Raw genomic sequence first — 22,214 nt, 5'->3', positions numbered from 1 at the left:
CATGCGCTTCAAGACCATCGTCGCCATATTGCAGAACGAACAGGACGCCGAACGCGTGCTCGACTGCGCCATCCCGCTTGCCGACCGGTTCGAAAGCCATCTCATCGGCATCCATGCCGAAGCGCTGCCCGTTCCCTACACCTCGGCAACCGGCTTCCCCGACACCGAGTTCCTGCAGGTCTCCGCCGACATGAACCGCGAGCGCGCCGAGAAATTGCAGGCGCTTTTCGTTCGGCAGATCGAGAATTCCGGCCTTTCCTTCGAATGGCGCAGCCTCGAGAGCTTTTCCGGCGACAGCGCGCTGACGGGTATTTCCAGCGTGCGCGCCGCCGATCTGATTATTGCCGCGCAGCGCGAGACCGGAGGCGACCAGAGCGCCGATGTCGACACGCTGGTTTACGATGCCGGCCGGCCGGTGCTGGTGGTGCCGCATGAGGGGCCGTTGGTCACCACATTCAAACATGTGCTGCTGGCCTGGAACGGCAGCAAGGAGGCGGCGCGTGCCGCCTTCGACGCGCTGCCCTTCATCATCGAGGCCGAGAAAACCGACATTCTGGTCATCGATCCGCCGGATACGCTGGATGACAACCCGGAAGCCGCCGGCGCCGAGATCGCCGCGGCACTCTCCAGGCATGGCGCAACGGTCAGCGTGTCGGTGCAAAAATCGGGTAATGCTTCGGTCGATGACGTCATCCAGACCCGGATCGCCGAGACCGGAGCCGACCTTCTGGTGCTCGGCGCCTACAGCCATTCCTGGCTGCGTCAGCTTTTGTTCGGCGGCGTCACGCGCACCGTGTTGCGCAGCGTGCCGGTTGCGGCCTTTTTGTCGCGGTAACTCCACAGACTGGCCCCGCCCTTGCCAATGCCCTGACTTTCCAGTTAATTCCGCGCGCATTCCACAATGGTGCGCGCGGAGTGCAGAATGTCCCTTCCCGAAAAAGCCTTTCCGGTCTCCTGGGACCAGTTCCACCGCGATGCCCGGGCGCTCGCCTGGCGGCTTGCCGGCGCCAACAAGGGACAGTGGAAGGCCATCGTCTGCATCACCCGTGGCGGCCTGGTTCCCGCCGCCATCATCTCGCGCGAACTCGGCATACGCGTCATCGAGACGGTCTGCGTCGCCTCTTATCACGACTACACCAGCCAGGGGCAGTTGCAGGTGCTGAAGGAGATCACCCCGGCGCTGCTCGCCGATGATGGCGCGGGCGTGCTGATCATCGACGACCTCACCGACACCGGCAAGACGGCAGGCATCGTGCGCGCCATGATGCCAAAGGCGCATTTCGCCACCGTCTACGCCAAGCCGAAAGGCAGGCCGCTGGTCGACACCTTCATCACCGAAGTCAGTCAGGACACCTGGATCTACTTTCCCTGGGACATGGGTTTCACCTACCAGAAGCCGATCGCCGACGATCACGCAGGCTGATTCGCGCCAGCCCCATTTCTGCCCAGACGGCCAAACCCGCCCCGTCTGCTATGAAAACAGGCACTGGAAGGGACATATTCTGTCGAATCGACAGCTGTTGGCGGAGTTTGACGGGTCGGTGTGATGTTTTTTACTTTTAAGACTTACACTTGTCGGTAAGATTCATACGGCGGCTAACGATTCTGAGGGCTGGGGTAGCTTTCACTGATGCTGACGACACCGGCGACACACGATCATCTGGCTGAAAGGGTCCGCAAGCTCTTCGGCACTTCGCCTTGTCGCCTGCAGGTTGCCGCTTTGCCATGGCGCAATAACGAAGACGGCGTCGAGATCATGCTGATCACCAGCCGAGACACCGGGCGTTGGGTGCTGCCGAAGGGCTGGCCCGAGGCCAGGGAGCCGCTCTGCGAGGCAGCGGCGCGCGAGGCGGGCGAGGAAGCCGGATTGCGTGGCAAGATTTCGCTTTTCGAGGCCGGTCGTTACTTCTACGCCAAGGCCCTCGCGTCCGGCGAGGAAGTCCCTTGCGAAGTGCTGGTGTTTCCGCTGCAGGTCGAGCACGTTGCCGACCGCTGGAAGGAAAAGCGCGCGCGCACCCGCAAATGGGTCAATGGGGCCGAGGCCGTACGCATGGTCAACGAACCGGACCTCTGCCAGATCATCGCCCATTTCTGCGGCGATCCCGACAAGTTCGTCGTTAGAGCCTAGCTCACAGCCACCGCTGCATAGTCCTGCGCGCCCGCACCGGTTCTTGCCCCGATTCCGGGCTCGGTGCTTCGCTCCGCGCGCCAGCAATCCGACACTATAAATCCCTCCCCTTCAGGCCAAGCTTAGCCACAGCTTGACATGCAGGCATTTACCTGCATATTGTGTCTTCAAGATGAGTGAGACCAATGGACGCCGACAAGGTTTTCAAAGCGCTGGGCGACCCGACCCGCAGAATGCTGCTCGATCTTCTGTGTGAGAAGAACGGCCAGACGCTGGGCGAGCTTTGCCAAAACCTCGACATGGCAAGGCAATCCGCGACCCAGCACATCGATCTTCTGGAGGCGGCCAATCTGATCAGCACGGTCAAGCGTGGCCGCGAGAAGCTGCATTTCATCAACCCCGTGCCGCTGCACGAAGTCTACGAGCGGTGGGTGCGAAAATTCGAACGGCAGCGGCTGAGCCTGCTGCACGACCTGAAACAAGAACTCGAAGGAGACGACCAATGACCCGGGAAACCACCAGTTTTGTCTACGTGACCTACATCAGATCGACGCCACAAAAGGTGTTCGAAGCCATCACCAGGCCCGATATCGCCAAGCGCTACTGGGGCCACGAAAACGTCTCCGACTGGAAGCCCGGCTCGAAATGGGAACACATCCGCGCCAATGAGGAACGGACCGTCGAACTCGTCGGCGAGGTCGTCGAAATCTCGCCGCCGACACGCCTGGTCATGAGCTGGGCCAACGCCTCGCAGGCCGACGATCCCACCAAGCACAGCCGGGTGACGTTCGCCATCGAGGAATACGACACCATGGTCAAGCTGACCGTCAGCCATGACGAGCTCGAAGCCGGCAGCGGCATGGCCAAAGGCATCAGCCAAGGCTGGCCGGCCGTGCTGTCCAGTATGAAATCCTTCCTCGAAACCGGCACGGGCATCGACCTTTTCGCCAAGCCGAAATCGGCCTGAAGCAACCGCGGAGAACGACGATGACCAAGCACTTTACCGGCGGCTGCGCCTGCGGCGCGATCCGCTATGAGGCCAGCGGCGAGCCGATCTTTCAGAACCACTGCCAATGCCTCGATTGCCAGAAGCGCAGCGGTACTGGCCATTGTTCCTATGTGACCTTCGGCCGGCGCACTGACGTAAAGATCACCGGCGAGCCGAGCACATGGCGGATGATCGCCGACAGCGGCAATGAAAAAGCCCAGGCCTTTTGCCCGACCTGCGGCACGCCGGTCTACGTAACGTTCGTCGCCATGCCGGAGGTGACGGCGATCCAGGCCACGAGCCTCGACGATCCCGGCCAGTTCGACCCGCAGGCGGTCACCTACACCGTGCGCGGCCACGTCTGGGACACGATCGACCCAGCGCTTCAGCCATTCGAGCGAATGCCTGGATGAACCAAGCAGAGCCCTATCCCTCGGATAGGGCTCTGCGTTCAACTCAGATCACCAGGCCCTTGGTCAGTTCCAGCGCCTGCCGCTGGAACAGGCGGCGGTAGATGCCGCCCTTCAGCCGGATCAGCTCGTCATGCGAGCCTTCCTCGACGATCTTGCCACGGTCGAACACGAGCAGCCTGTCCAGCGCCCGCACCGTCGACAGACGGTGCGCGATGACCAGCGTCGTGCGGCCGACCATCAGCCGCTCCATCGCCTGCTGGATCAGCACTTCCGATTCCGAATCGAGGCTCGATGTCGCCTCGTCCAGGATCAGGATGCGCGCATCCGCCAGGAAGGCGCGCGCGATCGCCACCCGCTGGCGCTCGCCGCCCGACAGTTTCACGCCGCGTTCACCGACCAGCGTGCCGTAGCCCTTCGGCAGGCCGGTGATGAAGTCGTGCGCGCTGGCGAGCTTGGCGGCATGCTCGATCTCGGCCTGCGTGGCGTCCGGACGGGCATAGGCGATGTTTTCCGCCAGCGAGCGGTGGAACAGGATGGGCTCCTGCTGGACGATGGCAATCTGCGCGCGCAGCGACGCCTGTGCAACCTGGGAGATGTCTTGGCCATCGATCAGGATCCTGCCGCCGCTGACATCATAGAGACGCTGGATCAGCTTCACGAAGGTCGTCTTGCCCGAGCCGGAATGGCCGACCAGTCCGACCCGCTCGCCCGCCGCTATCTCCACCGAAAAGTCGCGGTAGAGCGGCAAGCGATGGCTACCATAGTGGAAGGTGACGTTATCGAAGGCGATGTGGCCATGCGTGATCCGGATCGGCTTGGCGCCGGGCCGGTCCTCGACGCCGAGCGGTTGCGACTGGAAATCGACCAGTTCCTCCATGTCGTTGACCGAACGCTGCAAATTGCGGATATGCGTGCCGATGTCCCTGAGGTAGCCCTGCAGCACGAAGAACGAGGTCAGCACGAAGGCGACATCGCCCGCACTTGCCTGGCCCCAGGCCCACAGCATCAGCGACAGGCCGATTACTGCCGTCCGCAGCACCAGCAGCATGGCGCCCTGCGTCGTGCCGTTGATGGTGCCGCGCACCCAGGTGCGGCTGGTCCGCGCGCGCCATTTGGCGACGACCTTGGCAAGCCGCGCTTCCTCGCGCGTCTCGGCGCCGAAACCCTTGACCACGGCATTGCAGCTCACGGCATCGGCAAGCGAGCCGCCAAGCCGCGTATCCCAGCTGTTGGCGAGCCGTGCCGCGGGCGCGACATAGCCGAGCGACAGCAGCGCCGTCACGGTGATGAACAGCAGCGAGCCGACTGCCACGACCAGCCCCATCAGCGGCCAGAACCAGCCGAGCAGCAACGTCGAGCCGACCAGCATGGCGACCGACGGCAGCAACGCAATCAGGATGGTGTCGTTGAGCAGGTCGAGAGCCCACATGCCGCGCGTGACCTTGCGCACCGTCGATCCGGCAAAGCTATTGGCGTGCCAGTCGGTTGAGAAGCGCTGCACGCGATGGAACGCGTCGGCGGCGACGTCGGCCATCATCTTCAGCGTCAGCTCGACAATGCCCATGAAGGCCAGGTTGCGCAGCACCACGCCGGTCAGCGCCAAAGCGATGAGCGCGGAGAACGCCGCCATTGCCGCATTCCACGCGACATCGTCAGCCAACGCACTGCTGGCGACGGCGTCGACCAGCCGGCCGGAATAGAGCGGCGTCAAGACGTCGGCCAGGGTCGACAGCAGGAAGCTGCCCATGATCAGCGAAAGCCGCCACGGCTGGCGCCGCCAGTGGCTGAGCGTGAAGCCAAGAACGCTGCGAAAGGCGCTTGCACGCAGATCGATTCGAAAACGAGCCATGATGTCATCCGGGCGCAAATCTGCCCGGTCCCGGTAAGGTCTGAAAATTGAAAACCGCGCTGGGCAATTCGCCCGGGGCTGCGGAGGTTCGGCATAGGTGGCGGCGCGCCCCGGTTTGTCGGGTGGCGACCGGCATCGGCAGAAGCCTGTACTCGACCCGGCATCGGTGCGAAGGACAAACCTTCGCCGGACGCCAGTGAGACCTAGACTTCGCGGCCTCGCATTACCATGTAAAATACTGCCATTCGGACCTCCCGCAAGATACTTGCGGAGCGGTCCTTATAGAGACGCCATGAAGGATCGCCAAGGCCGGGCACGTGGCAAAGCGTAACTGGCCGAACCAGTGAGGTTATTTTGCAACAACAGCCGGCCAACCCCCTCGCCTGAGCCTCATTCCGGGTTGCGATCGAGGCGCATGTAGCGGCCGTCGGTCGATGCCTTGAAGCCCAGCTTCTCATAAAGGCAATGCGCGTCACTGGTCGACAGGCTCCAGTGCGAGACCGTGCTGAGTTCAGGGTGGTCGATGAGCGCCCGCACCAGTTGCGTGTCAATGCCTTGGCCGCGATGCTGCGGCCAGATGATGATGTCGGCGAGATAGGCAAACACCGTACGGTCGGTGATGGCCCGGCCAAAACCGACTTGGTTCCCGTCGATATAGGCCGCGGTGCAGAACGAGTTGGCAAAGGCGCGGCGATGAAAGTCATCGCTGCGGCCGGCGCCCCAATAACTCGCCATCAACAGATCGGAGGTCGCCCGGAAATCGATCCGTGACATGTCGAAGCTGATCTCACAGTCGGGCATGGTGCCTCGCAAAGAATGGAGGGCGGCCGAATTCAGTCCGGCCGGTGATTTGGCTGCCCACGTGGCGCGCTTATGGCACCACGAGATAGGCCTTCTGGTCGGCGATCGCGATGGTCACGTCGGTGCCGGAATTGAACTCGACGAAATCGAGCTCCATCCCGTCGCTGAAGATGACGCCGCCCCTGCTCTGCCGCGAAGAAACCACCAGCGGCCGGTCGCGGGTGATGACGCCATGCACAAGCGACACGCCGGTCGTGTTGCTCGGAAACGGTTCGCGCACCGAAAAGAACAGCTGTTCGCCTTCGCGGTCATAGCCTTGCGGCGGCACGGTCGGCACGGAGTTGTCACCATAGGCCGCGGCCAGTCCCGCGGCGCCCGCCATAACCGAGCGCAGCCAGCCGGTAGAGCCGGCGCCCGTGGAGATGATAATGCCGCTCGACGACTGGCGCTCGGTCCTGCCGCCATAGGTCAACTCGTAACGCGCCGAGACATGCGTCGAGGCGCCAACGAACAGATCGTTGAAGGCGATCAGCCGGCGTCCGTCATTGGAGCGCGCTTCGGCCATCACCACCGCCTGGCGCTTCGCCTTGCCGGCGATCGTCAGGCCGAGGACCTTTTCGGTATCGTCGGCATTCCACGGCAGCAACACGCCGTCGAAAAGCGCCGGGTTCGGGTTGATGCCGATCAGCGGCTGGTACGGGAGGTACTTCGCGGTGTTGGACACCAGCCCGTCCTGACCGAGCGCGATCACCGCGTCGGAGCCGAATTCGAACTGCGGGACCAGTTCGCGGTCGAGCCGCAACTGTTTGAGGCCTTGGGGAAGCGAACCCATCACCCGGTCGAGCGCCTGGTGATAGACGTCATGCGCCGCCTTGACCGGGTCGAAATTCATGCCGGCCTGCCGGAGATAAAAGCGCGCCTGTCCCTGCGTGTTGAAGCGCGTCGTCAGCTCCTCCAGCTCGGTCTTGCGGGTGACGACGATCACCCGGTCGATCGGCCTGCCGCTCTGGTCGCTTGCCACCCGAGCTTGCCTTTCAGGACCCGGCTTTCGGAGTGGAAAGCTGGCTGAGCGCGCTGGTGAGCATATCAGGCGTGATCGACAGATTGCCGACCGAACCGCCCTTTTCCGCCCAGGCCTTGAAGGCCATCGCCGTGAGCACGTGCGCCGGCGCCGACGAATAGACGGTGAGTTCGAGCTGTTGGGCCTTGGCTTCCGCCTCGGCAAGCGTCAGCTTGTTGCGCGCCTCGGTATCGACCAGCAGCTTGTTGCGTTCGGCAAGCTCGATTTCGGTCGCCAGCTCGCTCTGCTTGATCTCGCGCTCCTTCTCCACGCCCCAGGCACGGCGCCCATAGATCGCGGCATCGGCCTGGCGCTGCAGCGCCTCGCGATATTCGGTCTGGAGCGCATTGCGGATCTCCGGCGTCGGCTGGACCGAGGTGATGTGAACCTCCTCGATCGACAGGCCGGCGGTCGCGGCAATCGGATCGTTGCGCAGGAGTTCGGCGAGATTGCCACCGAGCTTGGTCACCTCGGCCAGCGCCTGTTCCAGCGTCATGCTCGAAACCACCGCGCGGGCGCGGCTCTGTATCGCAAGCACCAGGCGCTCGGCGATCTTCTCCCGGCCGTCGCCGACGACGTCGGCACGGCTGAGCTTGGCGCTGAAATCAAAACCTTCGGCTGCCTTGAGTGGATCGATGATGCGGTAGCTGACCGACCCCTGGATTGCCAGATCCTGGAAATTCGCCGTCGTCTCGGTGAAGATGAAGGGGTTATCGAGCGACGTCACCGGCACCATCGCTATCGTGGTGCCGAACGTGCCGTACCAGAAGGAGATGCCGCGCCCCTGCTCCCTGATCTTGCCGTTCTTGAAGCGCAGGATGTGATACTCAGGTGTTCCCTTGAAATAGCTGATAAACATGCGTCCCCCAAGGTTCATCAATTTAATCAGATGTTTAGCCGCGATCCCTGAAACGGTTGGTGATGGGATAGCGGCGGTCGCGGCCAAAATTCTTCCGGGTGATCTTCACACCCGGCGCCGCTTGCCGGCGTTTGTACTCGGCAATGTAGAGCAAATGTTCGACGCGCGTCACCGTCGCCCGGTCGTGGCCGCGCGCCACGATGTCGTCGACGCCCATTTCGTTCTCGACCAGGCATTCCAGAATGTCGTCCAGCACCGGATAGGGCGGCAGCGAATCCTGGTCGGTCTGGTTCTCGCGCAATTCCGCCGACGGCGCCTTGTCGATGATATTCCTGGGGATCACCTCGCCTGAGGGACCGAGCGCGCCCGGCGGCACATGGCTGTTGCGCCAGCGCGACAGCGCATAGACCTGCATCTTGTAGAGGTCTTTTATCGGGTTGAAGCCGCCATTCATGTCGCCATAAAGCGTGGCGTAGCCCACCGACATCTCGCTCTTGTTGCCCGTGGTGACGACCATCGAGCCGAACTTGTTGGAGATCGCCATCAGGATCGTGCCGCGCGCGCGGCTCTGCAAATTTTCCTCGGTAATGCCTTCCTTGGTGCCCTCGAAAAGCTGCGTCAGCGTATGCAGAAAACCCTCGACCGGTTCGAAGATCGGCACGATGTCATAGCGGCAGCCAAGCGCACGGGCGCAATCCTCGGCATCCTTCAGCGAATCCTCCGAGGTATAGCGGTAGGGCATCATCACCGCCCGCAGCCGCTCCTCGCCGAGCGCATCGACGGCCAATGCGGCGCAGATCGCCGAATCGATGCCGCCGGAGAGACCCAGCACGACGTTCTTGAAGCCGTTCTTGTTGACGTAGTCGCGCAGGCCGAGCATGCAGGCGCGGTAGTCCGCCTCCTCGCGCTCGGGGATTTTCGACATCGGCCCTTCCGAGCAGACCCAGCCGTCAGAGTTTTCTGCATCTTGCGCGCCTGCGGCGACGCGGTTGCGCTTCCAGGTGGTGACATCGACAGTTTCCTCGAACTGGCTCATCTGGAAGGCGAGCGTCTTGTCGGCGCCGATGGCAAAAGAGGCGCCGTCGAAGATCAGCTCATCCTGGCCGCCAATCTGATTGGCATAGATCATCGGCAAACCGGTCTCGATGACCTGGCGGATAACAACCTGATGGCGCACGTCCATCTTGGCGCGGTAGTAGGGCGAGCCGTTCGGCACCAGCAGGATTTCCGCGCCGCTTTCGGCCAGGGTTTCACAGATGCCGACGTCGCCCCAGATGTCCTCGCAGATCGGAATTCCGATGCGCACACCACGGAAGTTGACGGGTCCCTGAGCCTCGGGCCCGGCCTGGAAGACGCGCTTCTCGTCGAACTCGCCATAGTTTGGCAAATCGAGCTTGTAGCGCTCGGCGAGGATCTTGCCGCCATCGGCGACGATGATCGAATTGTGGGTGCCGCTCTTGCGCTTCAGCGGCGTGCCGATGATGACGCCCGGCCCGCCATCGGAGGTATCTCCGGCGAAGTCCTGCGCGGCCTTCTCGCAAACCTTGAGGAAGGCCGGCTTCAGCACCAGGTCCTCCGGCGGGTAACCGGCAAGGAAAAGCTCGGTGTAGAGCACGATGTCGGCGCCCTGGCGGGCGGCATCCGCCCTTGCCTCACGCGCCTTGGCAAGGTTGCCGGCGACATCGCCGACCGTCGGGTTGAGCTGGGCAACGGCGATGCGCAGAATATCGGGTGCGGTCTTCTGGGTCATGCCTGCGGTTTAGCGCGGCAAATTTGCCCGGGCAATGGCGTTCGTTTGGACCAATTCGGTGATCAGTCATCGCCCATATATTCGCGCAGCGATTGCGGCGAATGGTTCTCTCCGATCGACATCGCCAGAATGCGCGAGATGTGCCGGCGCGGCAGGCCGGTTTCCTGCGCCCATTTGTTGATCTGCGCCTGAATCCTGTCGAGATCCCTCTTCGACGTCGGACTTTCGGCGATGTCGAGGCCGGCGTCACGCAAAGCCGCGACCATATCGGCCGAGATGACGAAGGCGTCCCATTGCAGCCAGCGCAGGAAATACTGGCCGGTGTTGCCGCCAAGCCGGCTGCCATGCTTGCCGAGATACGCCATCAGCCCGACCTGGTCGTCGTCAGGCCACTCCGCGAGGAATTTGCCGAAACCGCCATGTTCCTTCGACACACGCTCAACGAAGGCGGCGTTGTCGCGGACAGATTTGATCTTCTGCGGGTTGCGCACGATGCGTTGATCAGCCGTCAGGTCGTGCCAGAAGTCATCAGGTTGAAACAACAGCCGTTTCGGCTGGAAATGGAGAAACGCGTCCTCGAACCCGGGCCATTTCTGTTCAATAACGCGCCAGACGAAGCCGGCGGGAAACACCCGCTCGGCCATTGTCGAGAGGATACGATCGTCCGTAATGTCAGCCACGGCGGCATTTTCAGGCGCCGGCCCGAGCAGCGAGGTCAGCACCGCGTCGCCGCCTTTGCGTTTTGCAGCACGGGCGCGAATCTTCGCGAAATCGGGCATCCTGCATCCTCGCGCCGCGCTTTTGACGAAACGCCATCTTCCTATATGCAAACGAGGCTGCCAAGCCGACGCTTTTCCTATGGAGACATCCATGCACAAGACCGTGCCAGAACTGGCCAACCGCTGGCTGAAGCGAACGCCGGAGGGCCTCAGCGAGCTCGAGCGGCGGGTGTTGCAGAGCACTGTCGACCGCAAGCCCATCTCGCAGGATATCAACGACAGCCTCACCGGCCTTCAGGGCGCCGGCGACCGGATCGCCGATGCCATTGCCCGCATCGGCGGCTCGTGGACGTTCATCCTGTCCTTCATTGCTTTCCTGGTGCTGTGGATCGGCGCCAATTGGTGGCTGCTCGGGCGAGACTCGTTCGACCCCTACCCCTTCATCTTCCTCAACCTGGTGCTGTCGATGATCGCCGCCTTGCAGGCGCCGGTGATCATGATGTCGCAGAACCGACAGGCCGCGCGCGACCGCATCGACGCCGCGCATGACTATGAGGTCAACCTCAAGGCCGAGATCGAGATCATGGCTCTGCATGAAAAGCTGGACGAACTGCGCCACAGCCAGATCATCGGCGTGCGCGAGGACATCGCGCGCCTGGCCGAACAGGTGAACCGCATAGACGAAAAACTGTCGGGCCGGCAAACCTCTCAATGACCGGGATCGTCCATCACCTCATCGAGCAATATGGGTTGATCGCGGTTTTCCTGGGCTGTGTCGCCGAAGGCGAAAGTGCGGCCATCCTCGGCGGCTTCTTCGCCCATCAGCATGTCTTCATCCTCTGGAAGGCTTTCCTCACGGCCGCCATTGGCGCCTTCGTCGGCGACACGTTTTTCTTCATTCTCGGCCGCAGCTTTGCCGACCATCCCAGGGTGCTGAAACTGAAGGCGAGGCCCGGCTTCAACCACGCCTACCGTCTCGTCTCGTCCCATCCCAACATCTTCGTCCTGTCCAACCGCTACATCTATGGCCTGCGCCTGGTCGGCGGCATCGCGGCCGGTTTCGCCAGCATTTCGGTAGCGCGCTTCGTTATCCTCAACGCGGTGTCGTCGCTGGTCTGGGCGGCTTTGTTCTGCGGCATCGGCTACGTCTTCGGCCTCGGCGCCGAGCAGATGATAGGCAAGGCACTGCTCCATCACGAACGGCTGCTGATCGCGCTTGCCATAGGTCTGGGTGTCGCCATCCTTGCCTGGCTCATCGCCCGCACCGTCGCCGGCAAGGAGCGCGCCAAGGACGCCCGCGACAGCGAAACCACATCGTAAGGTTCAGTCGTCGTCCTCGACCAGAGCCCGGTCGCCGCGATCGAGGATCAGCGGGATGATGAGATCTTCCTCGTCGGCCAGATGCCGCTTCAGCATGGCGATCAGCCGGCTGTTCTCGTCCGCATAGGCCTCGGCGGCGAAGCGCTGCCTGTCCTCGCTCTCCTCGAGCGTGCGGATGAAGGCGTTCGCCGTCTCGACGTTGCGCTCCAACCCCTCATGAATGGTGTGATGGTCGGCATCGAGGATTTCGAAGCCGCGGTTCAGGCGCGGCTCCGCCTTGGCGAAAGCCGGGAAATATTGGTAGTCCTCGACATTGTGGTGGCCGTCGAGATTGCCTAGAAAGTGGTTCAGCCGCGGCGCGAACCAGCGGGCGAAATCCGGCGCCGTCAGCCTGCCTTCGCGATAGTCGCCAATGCCGTTGGTGAGCATGCCGCCCAGCTCTCGGAACATATCGTGCCGCTGCAGCCACATGTTTGCCATGCCGTGGATGTTGGCGTGACCCTGCCATGTCTCGCGCGGATATTTTTCCGCCAGCCAGCGCAGGTCTTCCGGCAGGCCGGCTCTTTCAAGCAGCAGAAAATTGGCTTCCACGACGTCAGTCTCCTTTGGTGACTAACATATGGGAGCGTTCAGATCAGATCGGTAGTCCCGTGATGCGCTCGATGAGGGCGATTCCCCAGACGCCGGCGACGATAACAACCGAAATCAGCACCGCCAGCGAGCCGCAGTCCTTGGCGAGCTGGATGTCGACGTTGAACTCGCGACTGAAGGCATCGCAGGCTGCCTCGATGCCGGTGTTCAGCACTTCGACCATGATGAGCAGCAGCACCGCGCCGATCAACAGCGCGTAGCCGCGCCACGAGACCGAGACGAACCAGCCGAGCGGCAGCGCCAGCACCAGCAGCATCAGTTCCTGCTGAAATGCCCTTTCGCTGGCGGCGAGCTTGCGAAAGGCTCGCACAGAATTGAAGTAAGCACCGATCAGCCGCTGCATGCCGCATCCCCTTCGAATCACCGGCAGGGGATATCGCAATGGCTGGATCAAGGGAATAAGGCAGCCGCCGCAAAATCACTCCTCCGCAACCTTGATCGTCGGCGTCGACTTCTCGAACTGCGGCAGTCCATCGTCGATCGTATAGTAATCGCCCTTGTCGCCGACAAAGATGTGGCATTGGCCTTCGAGCCCGGTCGGGTTGTCGAACGATCCGGCCAGAACTGAGACATACGCATTCTGACCCGGCTTCCAGAACAGCACCGAGCCGCAGATCTTGCAAAAGCCGCGCTTGGCAAAGGAAGACGATTCGTACCAGCTGATGTTGTCGGCGCCGGTTATCGTGATGTCGCCGTCGGCGACGTTGGTCGCGGCGTAAAAATGCCCGCTCTGCTTGCGGCACTGCGAACAGTGGCAATAAATGACGCCGCGCAACGGCCCTCGCGTCTGGAAACGCACGGCTCCACACAGGCAAGATCCGCTGTGGTTGTTGCTCATCCCTACCTCCACCAGCCATCGTCCACGGCTTCGCCGCTGGCCGAGAGGATTTCAGTTTTGCCGCAGCCGGGCACCGGCAAATGCGACATGGGGTGGGCGTGTTCGGACCTGACCTCAGGATCTTTGCAAACCATTTCTGCAGCCTGCGGTAGAACGGACGCGTTACCTGGCGGCACATTAAGGAAACTTTAGCGCCGGCGCATCTATGGTCGTTGCCAAGCGAATGTCGCGATTGGGGACGTGTCTTTCGCAGGATGATCCGAAATACGGCTGGCACTCTCCGGTCGGCGGCATCTCGCACGGTCTGCGATGGTTCCCAGAGGCAGAGTGAACAGAACATGCAGCCGGCAGCCGTCCAGACCGACCGAAACAGCGACATTGCAACAGCCGTTGTGGCGACCATGCGTCAGCTCGGCGTGCTTGGCCTGCCGCGCAATTACGAAATCTTCTACGAAGCACTGAAAGGCACCAATCGCGAACTCGGCCTGGCCGTCGTCGCGCTGGGCAACCAGCCGACGCAGGACGATCTCGACCGCATCGGCCGCGCTTTCTTTGCCCAGCATCACGGTCCCGGCATTGTCGAGCAGGCGCGCGACGTGCTGGCCAGGGAACTCGAGGACATCGCCTTGCTGCTGCGCAGCGAACGTAGCCATATCGAGAAATACGGCAAGATCCTCGATGAGACATCGAGTGGCCTCGCCAACCGCAGCCTGCTTTCGCAGGATCTGCTGCAGAAGGTCGCCAGCGCCATGGCGGCGGCCACCAACTCGACCCTCGACCACGGCAAGCAGGTTGCAACCACGCTGAGCGACAAGACGGCGGAACTGGAGAGCGTCAAGTCGAAGCTTGAGGAGTACAAGCGGCTCGCCGACACCGACCCCTTGACGCATATCTGGAACCGCCGCGCCTTCGACAAGCAAATCACGGCGATTTACACCTCCAACAAGGGGATCCTGTTCAACGCCCTGATCCTTGCCGACATCGACCATTTCAAGGGTGTCAACGATCGCTACGGCCACCCGGTCGGCGACAAGATCATCCAGATCGTCGCTGAAATCTTCCAGACCAGCATCCGTGAAGACATGTTCGTTGCCCGCACCGGCGGCGAGGAATTCGCGCTGATCGTCGAGGGCGCCAGCGAGGATACCACTTACGAGATCGCCGAACGCATCCGCGTGCTGATCGAACAGACGCCGTTCACCAGCAGCCAGACCGGCGCCAATTACGGCACGGTGACCGTTTCCATGGGCATCTGCATGGCTTCCGAAGCGGAAAGCCCGGAGGATCTTTACACCAAGGCGGACCGGGCGCTCTACCGCTCCAAGGTTGGCGGGCGCAACCGCGTCACCCGGCACTCGACAATGGCCGGCCGCACCGGCAAGAACTGGCTGCTCTACAAGAAAGACTGACGCTTCGGCGTGCAGCCAATTCCCGGGCACAGGCAAATTTATCGGATCCCGCCTCTTTCCATATGAATTTCCGTGGACTATATTTTCCATGGAAAGAGAGAGGCCATGTCTGTTACACCACCCAATGCTGCCGCCCCTGATCTGACCGCGAAGGCGGCCGAAAACGCGGTTCTGACCAAGGCCACGCTGCGCGCCGCCGAACTCTTCGATATAACCGCCAGGGTGCTTGCGTCGATCATCGGCGTCTCGGAAGCCACGGTTTCACGCATGCGCAGGCAGGAATTCCTGCTGGAGCGCGGCACCAAGCCGTTCGAACTCGCGGTGCTGTTCGTGCGGCTGTTCCGTTCGCTCGATGCCATTGTCGGCGGTGACGAGACGATAGCCCGGGCATGGCTGAAGAACGCCAACACGGCTTTCGATGGCAGCCCGCTTGAAAAGATCCTCACTATTACCGGGCTTGTCGATGTCATTGCCTATCTGGACTCCCGACGCGCTCTCGTCTGAAGCCGTCCGGCTCGACGGCAAATACTGGCGCATGGTCGAGGCGCAGCACCGCGTCTCGACGCTGAAGATCGTCGACACGCTGGACGAACAGGCGCTGCTCGAGGATCTGATCGAGGAGACCAAGCCGCAAATCCCCATGGAATGCCGGCATCTCCACTATCTCCTGGCGACGCCCTTCCGCTACGGCTCGATCTATCCCTACGGCTCGCGCTTCCGCCGCGCTGGCCGCACCCTGGGTGTCTACTATGCCGCGGAGACGATCATGACGGCGGTCGCCGAAATGGCCTTCTACCGCTTGTTGTTCTTCGCCGATTCGCCCGACACGCCATGGCCGCACGACGCCGCCGAATACACCGCCTTCGCCGCCGCGATCCGTACCGACAAGGCCATCGACCTGACGCGGCCGCCGCTCGACCGCGACCGGGCCCATTGGACGCATCCGACCGACTATGCCGCCAGCCAGGCGATTGCCGATGTCGCGCGTGAGGCTGGGCTGGAGGCGATCCGTTACCGTTCGGCGCGCGACCCGAAGGGCGTCAATGTGGCGCTGCTGACATGCCGCGGCTTTACCAAGGCCAAGCCGCTGGAGCCGCACACATGGCGCATCCGGCTGGGCTCCCTCGGCGTCCAGGCGATCTGCGAATTTCCGGAAAGGCGCATCGAGTTTTCCAGAACCGCCTTTGCCAACGATCCCCGGCTCAACGGATTGCGCTGGGAACGCGGGCGTTGATCAAAACGAAAAAGCGCCGGATCTCTCCGGCGCTTTCCACTTCAATCTGAAAACGGGTTCAGCCGTTGGCCGCCTGCTTGTGCTGCACGGGATGGCTCTTCTTCAACAGGTCGGAGACGAGGAAAGCCAATTCGATCGCCTGGTCGGCGTTAAGGCGTGGGTCGCAATGGGTGTGGTAGCGGTCCTGCAATTCCTCTGCGGTGATGGCGCGGGCGCCGCCGGTGCATTCGGTAACATTCTTGCCGGTCATCTCGACATGGATGCCGCCGGGGTGCGTGCCCTCAGCGCGATGCACCTCGAAGAAGGTCTGCACTTCCTTGAGGATGCGGTCGAACGGCCGCGTCTTGTAGCCGGCGGCCTCGATCGTGTTGCCGTGCATCGGATCGGACGACCACACGACGCTGCGGCCTTCCTTCTGCACCGCGCGCACCAGCTTCGGCAGATGGTCGGCGACCTTGTCGGAGCCGAAGCGGGCAATCAGCGTCAGCCGGCCCGGCTCGTTCTCCGGATTGAGCAGGTCGATCAGCTCCAGCAAACCATCCGGCGTCAGCGACGGACCGCATTTGAGGCCGAGCGGGTTCTTGATGCCACGGCAATATTCGACATGGGCATGGTCGGGCTGGCGGGTTCGGTCGCCGATCCAGATCATGTGGCCGGAGGTTGCATACCAGTCGCCCGACGTCGAATCGACGCGGGTCAGCGCCTCTTCATAGCCCAGCAACAGCGCTTCGTGGCTGGTGTAGAAATCGGTCTCGCGCAAGGCGTAGTTGGTTTCCGAGGTGATGCCGACGGCCTTCATGAAGTCCATCGTCTCGGTGATGCGGTTGGCGAGCTTGCCGTATTTCTCGCCCTGCGGGCTGTCGGAGACGAAACCCAGCATCCAGCTATGCACGTTCTCCAGGCTGGCATAGCCGCCCTGGGCGAAGGCGCGCAACAGGTTGAGCGTCGCCGCCGACTGGCGGTAAGCCATCTCCTGGCGGGCCGGGTCGGGAATACGCGACTTCGGGTCGAACTCGATGCCGTTGATGATGTCGCCGCGATAGCTCGGCAGCGTCACCTCGCCCTTGGTCTCATTGTCGGACGAGCGCGGCTTGGCGAACTGACCAGCAACGCGGCCGACCTTCACCACCGGCTGCGCGCCGGCGAAAGTCAGCACCACCGACATCTGCAGGAAGACGCGGAAGAAGTCGCGGATGTTGTCCGCGCCATGCTCGGCGAAACTCTCGGCGCAATCGCCGCCCTGCAGAAGGAATGCGTCGCCGGCAGCGACAGCCGCAAGCTGCCTCTTCAGCTTGCGCGCCTCACCGGCAAAAACCAGCGGCGGAAAGGTGGCGAGCTGGGCTTCCGTGTTCTTCAGCGCGGCGAGGTCCGGATAGGCAGGAACCTGCTTGATCGGCTTTGCTCTCCAAGAATTCGGCGACCATTTCGTCATCGCTGCACCCAAACGCTCTTTCCAGCAGGCTTTTGCCCGCCATTCCCGCCCCATATGGGGATGGCGGCTCCATACACGAAGCCGATTTTCTATTCTAGACCGGAATTCAAGCGCTGGCGAATGATGGGGAGCTCCATGCCGCGACCCACTTTGGCTTCTTATCTTCGCGACGGCTGTGCAATATCCCTTGGTGCCAGAATCGATCCTCACCGATCTAGTCGCGCCGGTCATCGTCCGCTGCGCAACAATTCCATGGAGTCCCTATGTCCGTGTCCGCCTACCTTGACCGCGTGCGCCGCGAGCAAGGCCTGTTTACGATCGAAGAGGTGGTTGGCCTGTCCGAGCGCGGCAACGTGATCTACGACCCCTACTCCACGCTGATTTCCGCAGGCGCCGTCATCGGGCGAGGCAACGTCTTCTTCCCCGGCGTCTACCTGTTCTGCACCGACGGTGGCGCGCTGGAGATCGGCGACGCCAACATTTTCCACGCCAACACACTGTTCGAAGCATCCGCCGGCGCAATCCGCGTCGGCTCACGCAACCAGTTTGGCGAAGGCGGTTTTACTGCAAAGGCCAACAGGCCGGGAGCCTCGATCGTGATCGGCGATCAAGGCCGCTATCTCAACGGCGCGGCGGTCTTCGGCGAAACGGTGCTGGGTTCAGGCAGCCAGCTTCTCGGTGCAATCACGGTCGACAGTTGCCGGCTGGAACCGGGCGGCAGTTTTCGTGAGCCCGACCCCGACCGCCGGGCCGGATTGCTGAAAGGCGCCGGCGCCGCGCGCGGCTTCACCGTGCCTGCCGGGCACGTCATCGTCGGCGCCGGCACGTTCTCGGCATCCGACCTGCAGTTGCAGTCGAATTTCCATCCGAAAGTCTAGGTGGCCACCAGCCGCGCCAACTGCGTCATGACGACAGCCGAGCCCGCCAGACGCTTCTCGGCTGTCGGCCAGTCGCGGATGAAGACCACGCTGTGGTCGGCCCTGATCTTGGCCAGCGAGCCCTGTTCGCCGATGTACTTGACCAGCCCGACCGGGTTGGAAAACTCGCGCTTGCGGAAATGGATGACGACGCCCTTGGGGCCGGCATCGAGTTTTTCGACATTGGCCCTGCGGCAGAGTGCCTTGATGAAGACGATCTTGAGCAGATGTTTTACTTCCTCCGGCAGCGGACCGAATCGATCGATCAGCTCGGCGCCAAAGGCGTCGATTTCCTCCGTATTTTCGAGATCGCCAAGGCGCCTGTAAAGCGCCAGCCTGAGCTGCAGGTCCGGCACGTAGCTTTCCGGGATCATGACAGCCGTGCCGACAGCGATCTGCGGCGACCAGCCGCCGTCCTGGACCTCGCCGGAGTCCTTCACCTCGGCCACCGCCTCTTCCAGCATCTGCTGGTAGAGCTCGAAGCCGACCTCCTTGATGTGTCCGGATTGTTCTTCGCCGAGTAGATTGCCGGCGCCCCTGATGTCGAGGTCGTGGCTGGCGAGCTGGAACCCGGCGCCAAGCGTGTCCAGCGACTGCAGCACCTTCAGCCGGCGCTCGGCCGTGTCGGTGAGCTTGCGGTTGGCCGGCAGCGTGAACAACGCATATGCCCGCACCTTGGAACGGCCGACGCGGCCGCGCAGCTGGTAGAGCTGCGACAGGCCGAACATATCGGCGCGATGGATGATCAGCGTGTTGGCGGTCGGAATGTCGAGCCCGGATTCGACGATGGTGGTCGACAACAGCACGTCGTACTGGCCGTCATAGAAGGCGTTCATGATGTCGTCGAGTTCGCCCGGCGGCATCTGGCCATGGGCCACCGCCACCTTCAGCTCGGGGACGGATTCGCGCAGGAAATCATGGATTTCGGCGAGATCGCTGATGCGCGGAACGACATAGAAGGAATGGCCGCCGCGATAGCGTTCGCGCAGCAGCGTCTCGCGTATGACCAGCGGGTCGAAAGGCGAGATGAAGGTGCGCACCGCCATGCGGTCGATCGGCGGCGTGGCGATCAGCGACAGTTCGCGCACGCCGGTCAAGGCAAGCTGCAGCGTGCGCGGGATCGGCGTCGCCGACAGCGTCAGCACGTGGACGTCGGTCTTGAGGTCCTTCAGCCGTTCCTTGTGCTTGACGCCAAAATGCTGCTCCTCGTCGATGATCAGCAGGCCGAGATTCTTGAACGAGATCGCCGACCCGAGCAGTGCATGGGTGCCGATGACGATGTCGACCTGCCCCTCGGCGATGCCTTTCTTGGTTTCCGCCAGTTCCTTGGCGCCGACCAGCCGCGAGGCCTGGCTGACGCGGATCGGCAGGCCGGAGAAGCGCTGCGAAAAGGTCTTGAAATGCTGGCGCGACAACAGCGTCGTCGGCACCACGACCGCGACCTGGAACCCTTCCATCGCCGCGATGAAGGCGGCGCGCAACGCCACTTCGGTCTTGCCGAAGCCGACATCGCCGCAGATCAGCCGGTCCATCGGCTTGCCGGCGCCGAGATCGTCCACGACGGCATCGATCGCGCCCTGCTGGTCGTCGGTCTCCTCATAGGGAAAGCGCGCCGAGAATTCGCCGTAAAGCCCTTCCGCCGGCACCATGGGCGGCGCGGTACGCATCTGGCGCTCGGCGGCAATGCGGATCAGCTGTCCGGCCATGTCGAGCAGGCGCTTCTTCAGCCGCGCCTTGCGCGACTGCCAGGCGCCGCCGCCGAGCTTGTCCAGCGTCGCCTCGGCTGTGTCAGAGCCGTAGCGCGACAGAAGCTCGATGTTTTCCACCGGCAGGAACAGCCGGTCGTCGCCGGCATAGTGGATTTCCAGGCAGTCATGCGGCGCGCCGACCGCCTCGATGGTGCGCAGGCCGATGAAGCGGCCAATGCCGTGATCGGCGTGGACGACGATGTCGCCGGCCGACAGCGACGAGGCCTCGGCGATGAAATCCGACGCGCGCTTCTTGCGCTTCGAGCGGCGGATCAGCCGGTCGCCCAGAATGTCCTGCTCGGCGACGACAACCAGCTGTTCGGTCTCGAAGCCGGATTCCAGCGGCAGCACGGCGAGTGCCGCCTGCCCCGGCTCGAGCTTTTCGGCTTCGGCCAACGTCGCCACCGGCACCAGATTGCCGAGATGATGCTCGGCCAGGATCTGGCCGAGCCGATCGAGCGATCCTTCGGTCCAACCGGCGACGATGACCCGCCGGCGCGCCGCGCGCTCGTCGGCGATGTGTTTTACGACGACATCGAAGACGTTGATGTTTGGGTCAGCCCGTTCCTCGGCAAAGCTGCGGCCATGGCGCGAGCCGCCATGGAAGACCTTCTTGGCCCCGACATCGGGCGCGTCGAAGGCGGTGAAGTCGATGGCTTCGCGCGGTCCGAGCGACGCCACGAGGTTTTCCGGTGAGAGATAGAGCAGTTCCGGCGCCACCGGCTTGTAGGGCACGGCGTCCTTCAAGGCGGCGTCGGCCTGTTTGCGGCGCGCTTCGTAGTGGTCGAGGATCAGCGTGTGACGCTCAGCCAGCGCTTCGTGCGCCAGATGGTCGAAGATGACAGGCGCATCCGGCAGATAATCAAACACTGTCTCCAGCCGCTCGTAGAACAGCGGCAGCCAGTGCTCCATGCCGGCAAAGCGCCGCCCTTCGCTCACCGCCGCATAAAGGCCGTCGTCGCGCTGCGGCGCGCCAAAGGCTTCGATATAGGAGCGCCGGAAGCGGCTGATGGTTTCGGGCGTCAGCGCCACTTCGCTCATCGCCTGCAGCGCCATCGACTTGCGCTGGCCGGTGGTGCGCTGCGTGGCAGCGTCGAAGACGCGGATCGATTCCAGCGTGTCGCCGAAGAAATCGAGCCGCAGTGCTTCCGTCCAGCCGGGTGCGTAAAGGTCGAGGATGCCGCCGCGCACGGCGAATTCGCCGATACCGCGCACCGTCGGCACCCGCTCGAAGCCGGAAATCTCCAGCCGGGACACCAGCGCGTTCATGTCGATCTGGTTGCCGGGCCTTGCGTGGAAAGTCTGCGCTTCGACCAGATCGGCCGGCGGAATGCGCTGCAGCAGCGCATTGGCAGTGGTCAGGATGACCGCGCGATGCGGCTTTTTCGCCAGCGCGATCATCGCCGTCAGGGCATCGAGCCGCTTGGCGGCGGCATCGGAGCCTGGCGAAACGCGGTCATAGGGCAGGCAATCCCAGGCCGGCAACTCCAGCACCGGCAGGCCGGGGGCGGCAAAGGTCAGCGCCTCGATGATCGACGGCAGGCGCTGGCCGTCGCGCGCCACGAACAGCACCGGTTTGTCAGGCGCAATCTCATGGATCGCCTGCACCAGCGCAAAGGCTTCGTAGCCATCGGCAACGCCGTCGACGATGAACTGGCCGGCACGGCCTTTCGGCAGACCGATTTTGGGAATGAGGCTCATGGTTGCACGTTTAAAATGTCATGGTCCGGCGCGATGCCAGGATCTTTTGCAGGACGGCACAGTCGATATTCCCGGGAACCGGGCCTTCGCCGGTGACCATGGGCAGGAATTCGGTGTCGGGAATGTCGAGGAGCTTTTCATATTGGTCGATTTCATCGCCGGTCAAGGCGCCGATCTCGTTGTCGGCAAAGGTACCGAGGATAAGGTCCATCTCGCGCATCCCGCGATGCCAGGAGCGGAACAACAGCTTGCGGCGCCTGATATCCAGCCCCTCGCTCGATCGTTTCGTTCCGGTCATCGTGCCGCATCCTTGCTTGGTGCGGCGCATATAGCGTGGATAGAGGGCGGTGTCAGCCTTGCAACGCACGGGTGGGCGGCTAAACATCCCGGGTGTGAA

At 62.8% G+C, this 22,214-nt stretch carries 24 protein-coding genes; 12 read left to right on the top strand and 12 right to left on the bottom strand.

What is annotated here, in order from left to right; all coding sequences use genetic code 11:
• Nucleotide 1: 1 nt before the first annotated feature.
• The 6 genes from NKI32_RS07000 to NKI32_RS06975 all read left to right on the top strand — a co-directional run bounded on the left by NKI32_RS07000 (nt 2) and on the right by NKI32_RS06975 (nt 3,529).
• On the top strand, nt 2-835 hold the full coding sequence (locus NKI32_RS07000) for a universal stress protein (protein ID WP_023735339.1): 834 nt from the start codon (nt 2-4) through the stop codon (nt 833-835).
• Nucleotides 836-922: 87 nt separating this feature from the next.
• Nucleotides 923-1,423: a xanthine phosphoribosyltransferase gene (gene gpt / locus NKI32_RS06995; protein ID WP_023667540.1), complete on the top strand. Its 501-nt coding sequence runs from the start codon at nt 923-925 to the stop codon at nt 1,421-1,423.
• A 207-nt stretch (nt 1,424-1,630) separates the two neighbouring features.
• A complete protein-coding gene (locus NKI32_RS06990; RefSeq protein ID WP_352538227.1) occupies nt 1,631-2,128 on the top strand; it encodes an NUDIX hydrolase in 498 nt (165 codons plus the stop codon).
• 185 nt (nt 2,129-2,313) lie between these two features.
• Complete coding sequence (locus NKI32_RS06985) at nt 2,314-2,634, top strand: ArsR/SmtB family transcription factor (protein ID WP_023741436.1); 321 nt, start codon at nt 2,314-2,316, stop codon at nt 2,632-2,634.
• Nucleotides 2,631-3,095 carry an SRPBCC family protein gene (locus NKI32_RS06980; protein WP_352740017.1) on the top strand — a complete coding sequence of 155 codons (465 nt, stop codon included), beginning with the start codon at nt 2,631-2,633 and terminating at the stop codon, nt 3,093-3,095. The genes NKI32_RS06985 and NKI32_RS06980 overlap by 4 nt, the downstream gene beginning before the upstream one ends.
• 20 nt (nt 3,096-3,115) lie before the next feature.
• The gene (locus NKI32_RS06975) at nt 3,116-3,529 is read left to right on the top strand and encodes a GFA family protein (protein ID WP_353002374.1); all 414 of its coding nucleotides are present in this window, start codon (nt 3,116-3,118) and stop codon (nt 3,527-3,529) included.
• Between the two features lie 43 nt (nt 3,530-3,572).
• Here the strand turns inward: NKI32_RS06975 and NKI32_RS06970 are convergent, their stop codons facing one another.
• The 6 genes from NKI32_RS06970 to NKI32_RS06945 all read right to left on the bottom strand — a co-directional run bounded on the left by NKI32_RS06970 (nt 3,573) and on the right by NKI32_RS06945 (nt 10,627).
• Nucleotides 3,573-5,378: an ABC transporter ATP-binding protein gene (locus NKI32_RS06970; RefSeq protein WP_353002372.1), complete on the bottom strand. Its 1,806-nt coding sequence runs from the start codon at nt 5,376-5,378 to the stop codon at nt 3,573-3,575.
• A 390-nt stretch (nt 5,379-5,768) separates the two neighbouring features.
• A complete protein-coding gene (locus NKI32_RS06965) occupies nt 5,769-6,179 on the bottom strand; it encodes a GNAT family N-acetyltransferase (protein ID WP_353002370.1) in 411 nt (136 codons plus the stop codon).
• Between the two features lie 70 nt (nt 6,180-6,249).
• On the bottom strand, nt 6,250-7,200 hold the full coding sequence (locus tag NKI32_RS06960; protein WP_027050400.1) for a diacylglycerol kinase catalytic domain-containing protein: 951 nt from the start codon (nt 7,198-7,200) through the stop codon (nt 6,250-6,252).
• Nucleotides 7,201-7,213: 13 nt separating this feature from the next.
• Nucleotides 7,214-8,098: an SPFH domain-containing protein gene (locus NKI32_RS06955; RefSeq protein ID WP_353002368.1), complete on the bottom strand. Its 885-nt coding sequence runs from the start codon at nt 8,096-8,098 to the stop codon at nt 7,214-7,216.
• A 34-nt stretch (nt 8,099-8,132) separates the two neighbouring features.
• Nucleotides 8,133-9,848: an NAD+ synthase gene (locus tag NKI32_RS06950; protein WP_353002366.1), complete on the bottom strand. Its 1,716-nt coding sequence runs from the start codon at nt 9,846-9,848 to the stop codon at nt 8,133-8,135.
• Between the two features lie 62 nt (nt 9,849-9,910).
• Nucleotides 9,911-10,627: a DNA-3-methyladenine glycosylase I gene (locus NKI32_RS06945; RefSeq protein WP_353002363.1), complete on the bottom strand. Its 717-nt coding sequence runs from the start codon at nt 10,625-10,627 to the stop codon at nt 9,911-9,913.
• A 91-nt stretch (nt 10,628-10,718) separates the two neighbouring features.
• Between NKI32_RS06945 and NKI32_RS06940 the strand changes: the two genes are divergently transcribed.
• Nucleotides 10,719-11,282 (top strand): DUF1003 domain-containing protein, encoded by a 564-nt coding sequence (locus NKI32_RS06940; RefSeq protein ID WP_023691179.1) that lies wholly within the window; start codon nt 10,719-10,721, stop codon nt 11,280-11,282.
• Complete coding sequence (locus NKI32_RS06935) at nt 11,279-11,887, top strand: DedA family protein (protein WP_023688331.1); 609 nt, start codon at nt 11,279-11,281, stop codon at nt 11,885-11,887. Before NKI32_RS06940 ends, NKI32_RS06935 begins: the two co-directional genes overlap by 4 nt.
• A 3-nt stretch (nt 11,888-11,890) precedes the next feature.
• Here NKI32_RS06935 and NKI32_RS06930 read toward each other — a convergent pair whose 3' ends face one another.
• From NKI32_RS06930 to NKI32_RS06920, 3 genes are all read right to left on the bottom strand, one after another.
• Complete coding sequence (locus NKI32_RS06930) at nt 11,891-12,478, bottom strand: hemerythrin domain-containing protein (protein ID WP_353002361.1); 588 nt, start codon at nt 12,476-12,478, stop codon at nt 11,891-11,893.
• Nucleotides 12,479-12,521: 43 nt separating this feature from the next.
• Nucleotides 12,522-12,881, bottom strand: coding sequence for a diacylglycerol kinase (locus NKI32_RS06925; protein ID WP_023667554.1), 360 nt, complete (start codon nt 12,879-12,881; stop codon nt 12,522-12,524).
• A gap of 75 nt (nt 12,882-12,956) precedes the next feature.
• Nucleotides 12,957-13,376, bottom strand: a complete 420-nt coding sequence (locus NKI32_RS06920) for a GFA family protein (RefSeq protein WP_023725736.1) — start codon at nt 13,374-13,376, stop codon at nt 12,957-12,959.
• A gap of 338 nt (nt 13,377-13,714) precedes the next feature.
• On the opposite strand from NKI32_RS06920, the gene NKI32_RS06915 reads away from it, so the two are divergent.
• From NKI32_RS06915 to NKI32_RS06905, 3 genes are all read left to right on the top strand, one after another.
• Nucleotides 13,715-14,785, top strand: a complete 1,071-nt coding sequence (locus NKI32_RS06915) for a GGDEF domain-containing protein (protein WP_023681555.1) — start codon at nt 13,715-13,717, stop codon at nt 14,783-14,785.
• 105 nt (nt 14,786-14,890) lie between these two features.
• A complete protein-coding gene (locus NKI32_RS06910; protein ID WP_353002359.1) occupies nt 14,891-15,289 on the top strand; it encodes an antitoxin Xre/MbcA/ParS toxin-binding domain-containing protein in 399 nt (132 codons plus the stop codon).
• Nucleotides 15,249-16,019, top strand: coding sequence for an RES family NAD+ phosphorylase (locus tag NKI32_RS06905; RefSeq protein ID WP_023734445.1), 771 nt, complete (start codon nt 15,249-15,251; stop codon nt 16,017-16,019). The genes NKI32_RS06910 and NKI32_RS06905 overlap by 41 nt, the downstream gene beginning before the upstream one ends.
• Before the next feature lie 58 nt (nt 16,020-16,077).
• Here NKI32_RS06905 and NKI32_RS06900 read toward each other — a convergent pair whose 3' ends face one another.
• Nucleotides 16,078-17,451 (bottom strand): class II 3-deoxy-7-phosphoheptulonate synthase, encoded by a 1,374-nt coding sequence (locus NKI32_RS06900; protein WP_353002357.1) that lies wholly within the window; start codon nt 17,449-17,451, stop codon nt 16,078-16,080.
• A 269-nt stretch (nt 17,452-17,720) separates the two neighbouring features.
• Between NKI32_RS06900 and NKI32_RS06895 the strand changes: the two genes are divergently transcribed.
• Nucleotides 17,721-18,329, top strand: coding sequence for a hypothetical protein (locus tag NKI32_RS06895; RefSeq protein WP_198021009.1), 609 nt, complete (start codon nt 17,721-17,723; stop codon nt 18,327-18,329).
• Here NKI32_RS06895 and mfd read toward each other — a convergent pair.
• Together mfd and NKI32_RS06885 are read right to left on the bottom strand one after the other, a co-directional pair.
• Nucleotides 18,326-21,817, bottom strand: a complete 3,492-nt coding sequence (mfd, locus tag NKI32_RS06890) for a transcription-repair coupling factor (protein ID WP_353002355.1) — start codon at nt 21,815-21,817, stop codon at nt 18,326-18,328. The two genes, NKI32_RS06895 and mfd, sit on opposite strands and share 4 nt — an antisense overlap.
• Nucleotides 21,818-21,827: 10 nt before the next feature.
• Nucleotides 21,828-22,115: an FAD assembly factor SdhE gene (locus NKI32_RS06885; protein ID WP_023753310.1), complete on the bottom strand. Its 288-nt coding sequence runs from the start codon at nt 22,113-22,115 to the stop codon at nt 21,828-21,830.
• Nucleotides 22,116-22,214: the final 99 nt, after the last annotated feature.

It is taken from the genome of Mesorhizobium sp. M0761, from assembly GCF_040320205.1.
Lineage (GTDB): Bacteria > Pseudomonadota > Alphaproteobacteria > Rhizobiales > Rhizobiaceae > Mesorhizobium.
The sequence above is the reverse complement of the archived record's forward strand: the minus strand, read 5'-3'. Positions and strand labels throughout refer to the sequence as shown.

Bases quoted from the DNA above. Each gene is read 5' to 3' on its own strand.
- NKI32_RS07000 (WP_023735339.1), top strand. From the start codon at position 2: ATGCGCTTCAAGACCATCGTCGCCATATTGCAGAACGAACAGGACGCC.
- gpt (WP_023667540.1), top strand. From the start codon at position 923: ATGTCCCTTCCCGAAAAAGCCTTTCCGGTCTCCTGGGACCAGTTCCAC.
- NKI32_RS06990 (WP_352538227.1), top strand. From the start codon at position 1,631: ATGCTGACGACACCGGCGACACACGATCATCTGGCTGAAAGGGTCCGC.
- NKI32_RS06985 (WP_023741436.1), top strand. From the start codon at position 2,314: ATGGACGCCGACAAGGTTTTCAAAGCGCTGGGCGACCCGACCCGCAGA.
- NKI32_RS06980 (WP_352740017.1), top strand. From the start codon at position 2,631: ATGACCCGGGAAACCACCAGTTTTGTCTACGTGACCTACATCAGATCG.
- NKI32_RS06975 (WP_353002374.1), top strand. From the start codon at position 3,116: ATGACCAAGCACTTTACCGGCGGCTGCGCCTGCGGCGCGATCCGCTAT.
- NKI32_RS06970 (WP_353002372.1), bottom strand. From the start codon at position 5,378: ATGGCTCGTTTTCGAATCGATCTGCGTGCAAGCGCCTTTCGCAGCGTT.
- NKI32_RS06965 (WP_353002370.1), bottom strand. From the start codon at position 6,179: ATGCCCGACTGTGAGATCAGCTTCGACATGTCACGGATCGATTTCCGG.
- NKI32_RS06955 (WP_353002368.1), bottom strand. From the start codon at position 8,098: ATGTTTATCAGCTATTTCAAGGGAACACCTGAGTATCACATCCTGCGC.
- NKI32_RS06950 (WP_353002366.1), bottom strand. From the start codon at position 9,848: ATGACCCAGAAGACCGCACCCGATATTCTGCGCATCGCCGTTGCCCAG.
- NKI32_RS06945 (WP_353002363.1), bottom strand. From the start codon at position 10,627: ATGCCCGATTTCGCGAAGATTCGCGCCCGTGCTGCAAAACGCAAAGGC.
- NKI32_RS06940 (WP_023691179.1), top strand. From the start codon at position 10,719: ATGCACAAGACCGTGCCAGAACTGGCCAACCGCTGGCTGAAGCGAACG.
- NKI32_RS06935 (WP_023688331.1), top strand. From the start codon at position 11,279: ATGACCGGGATCGTCCATCACCTCATCGAGCAATATGGGTTGATCGCG.
- NKI32_RS06925 (WP_023667554.1), bottom strand. From the start codon at position 12,881: ATGCAGCGGCTGATCGGTGCTTACTTCAATTCTGTGCGAGCCTTTCGC.
- NKI32_RS06920 (WP_023725736.1), bottom strand. From the start codon at position 13,376: ATGAGCAACAACCACAGCGGATCTTGCCTGTGTGGAGCCGTGCGTTTC.
- NKI32_RS06915 (WP_023681555.1), top strand. From the start codon at position 13,715: ATGCAGCCGGCAGCCGTCCAGACCGACCGAAACAGCGACATTGCAACA.
- NKI32_RS06910 (WP_353002359.1), top strand. From the start codon at position 14,891: ATGTCTGTTACACCACCCAATGCTGCCGCCCCTGATCTGACCGCGAAG.
- NKI32_RS06905 (WP_023734445.1), top strand. From the start codon at position 15,249: ATGTCATTGCCTATCTGGACTCCCGACGCGCTCTCGTCTGAAGCCGTC.
- NKI32_RS06900 (WP_353002357.1), bottom strand. From the start codon at position 17,451: ATGACGAAATGGTCGCCGAATTCTTGGAGAGCAAAGCCGATCAAGCAG.
- mfd (WP_353002355.1), bottom strand. From the start codon at position 21,817: ATGAGCCTCATTCCCAAAATCGGTCTGCCGAAAGGCCGTGCCGGCCAG.
- NKI32_RS06885 (WP_023753310.1), bottom strand. From the start codon at position 22,115: ATGACCGGAACGAAACGATCGAGCGAGGGGCTGGATATCAGGCGCCGC.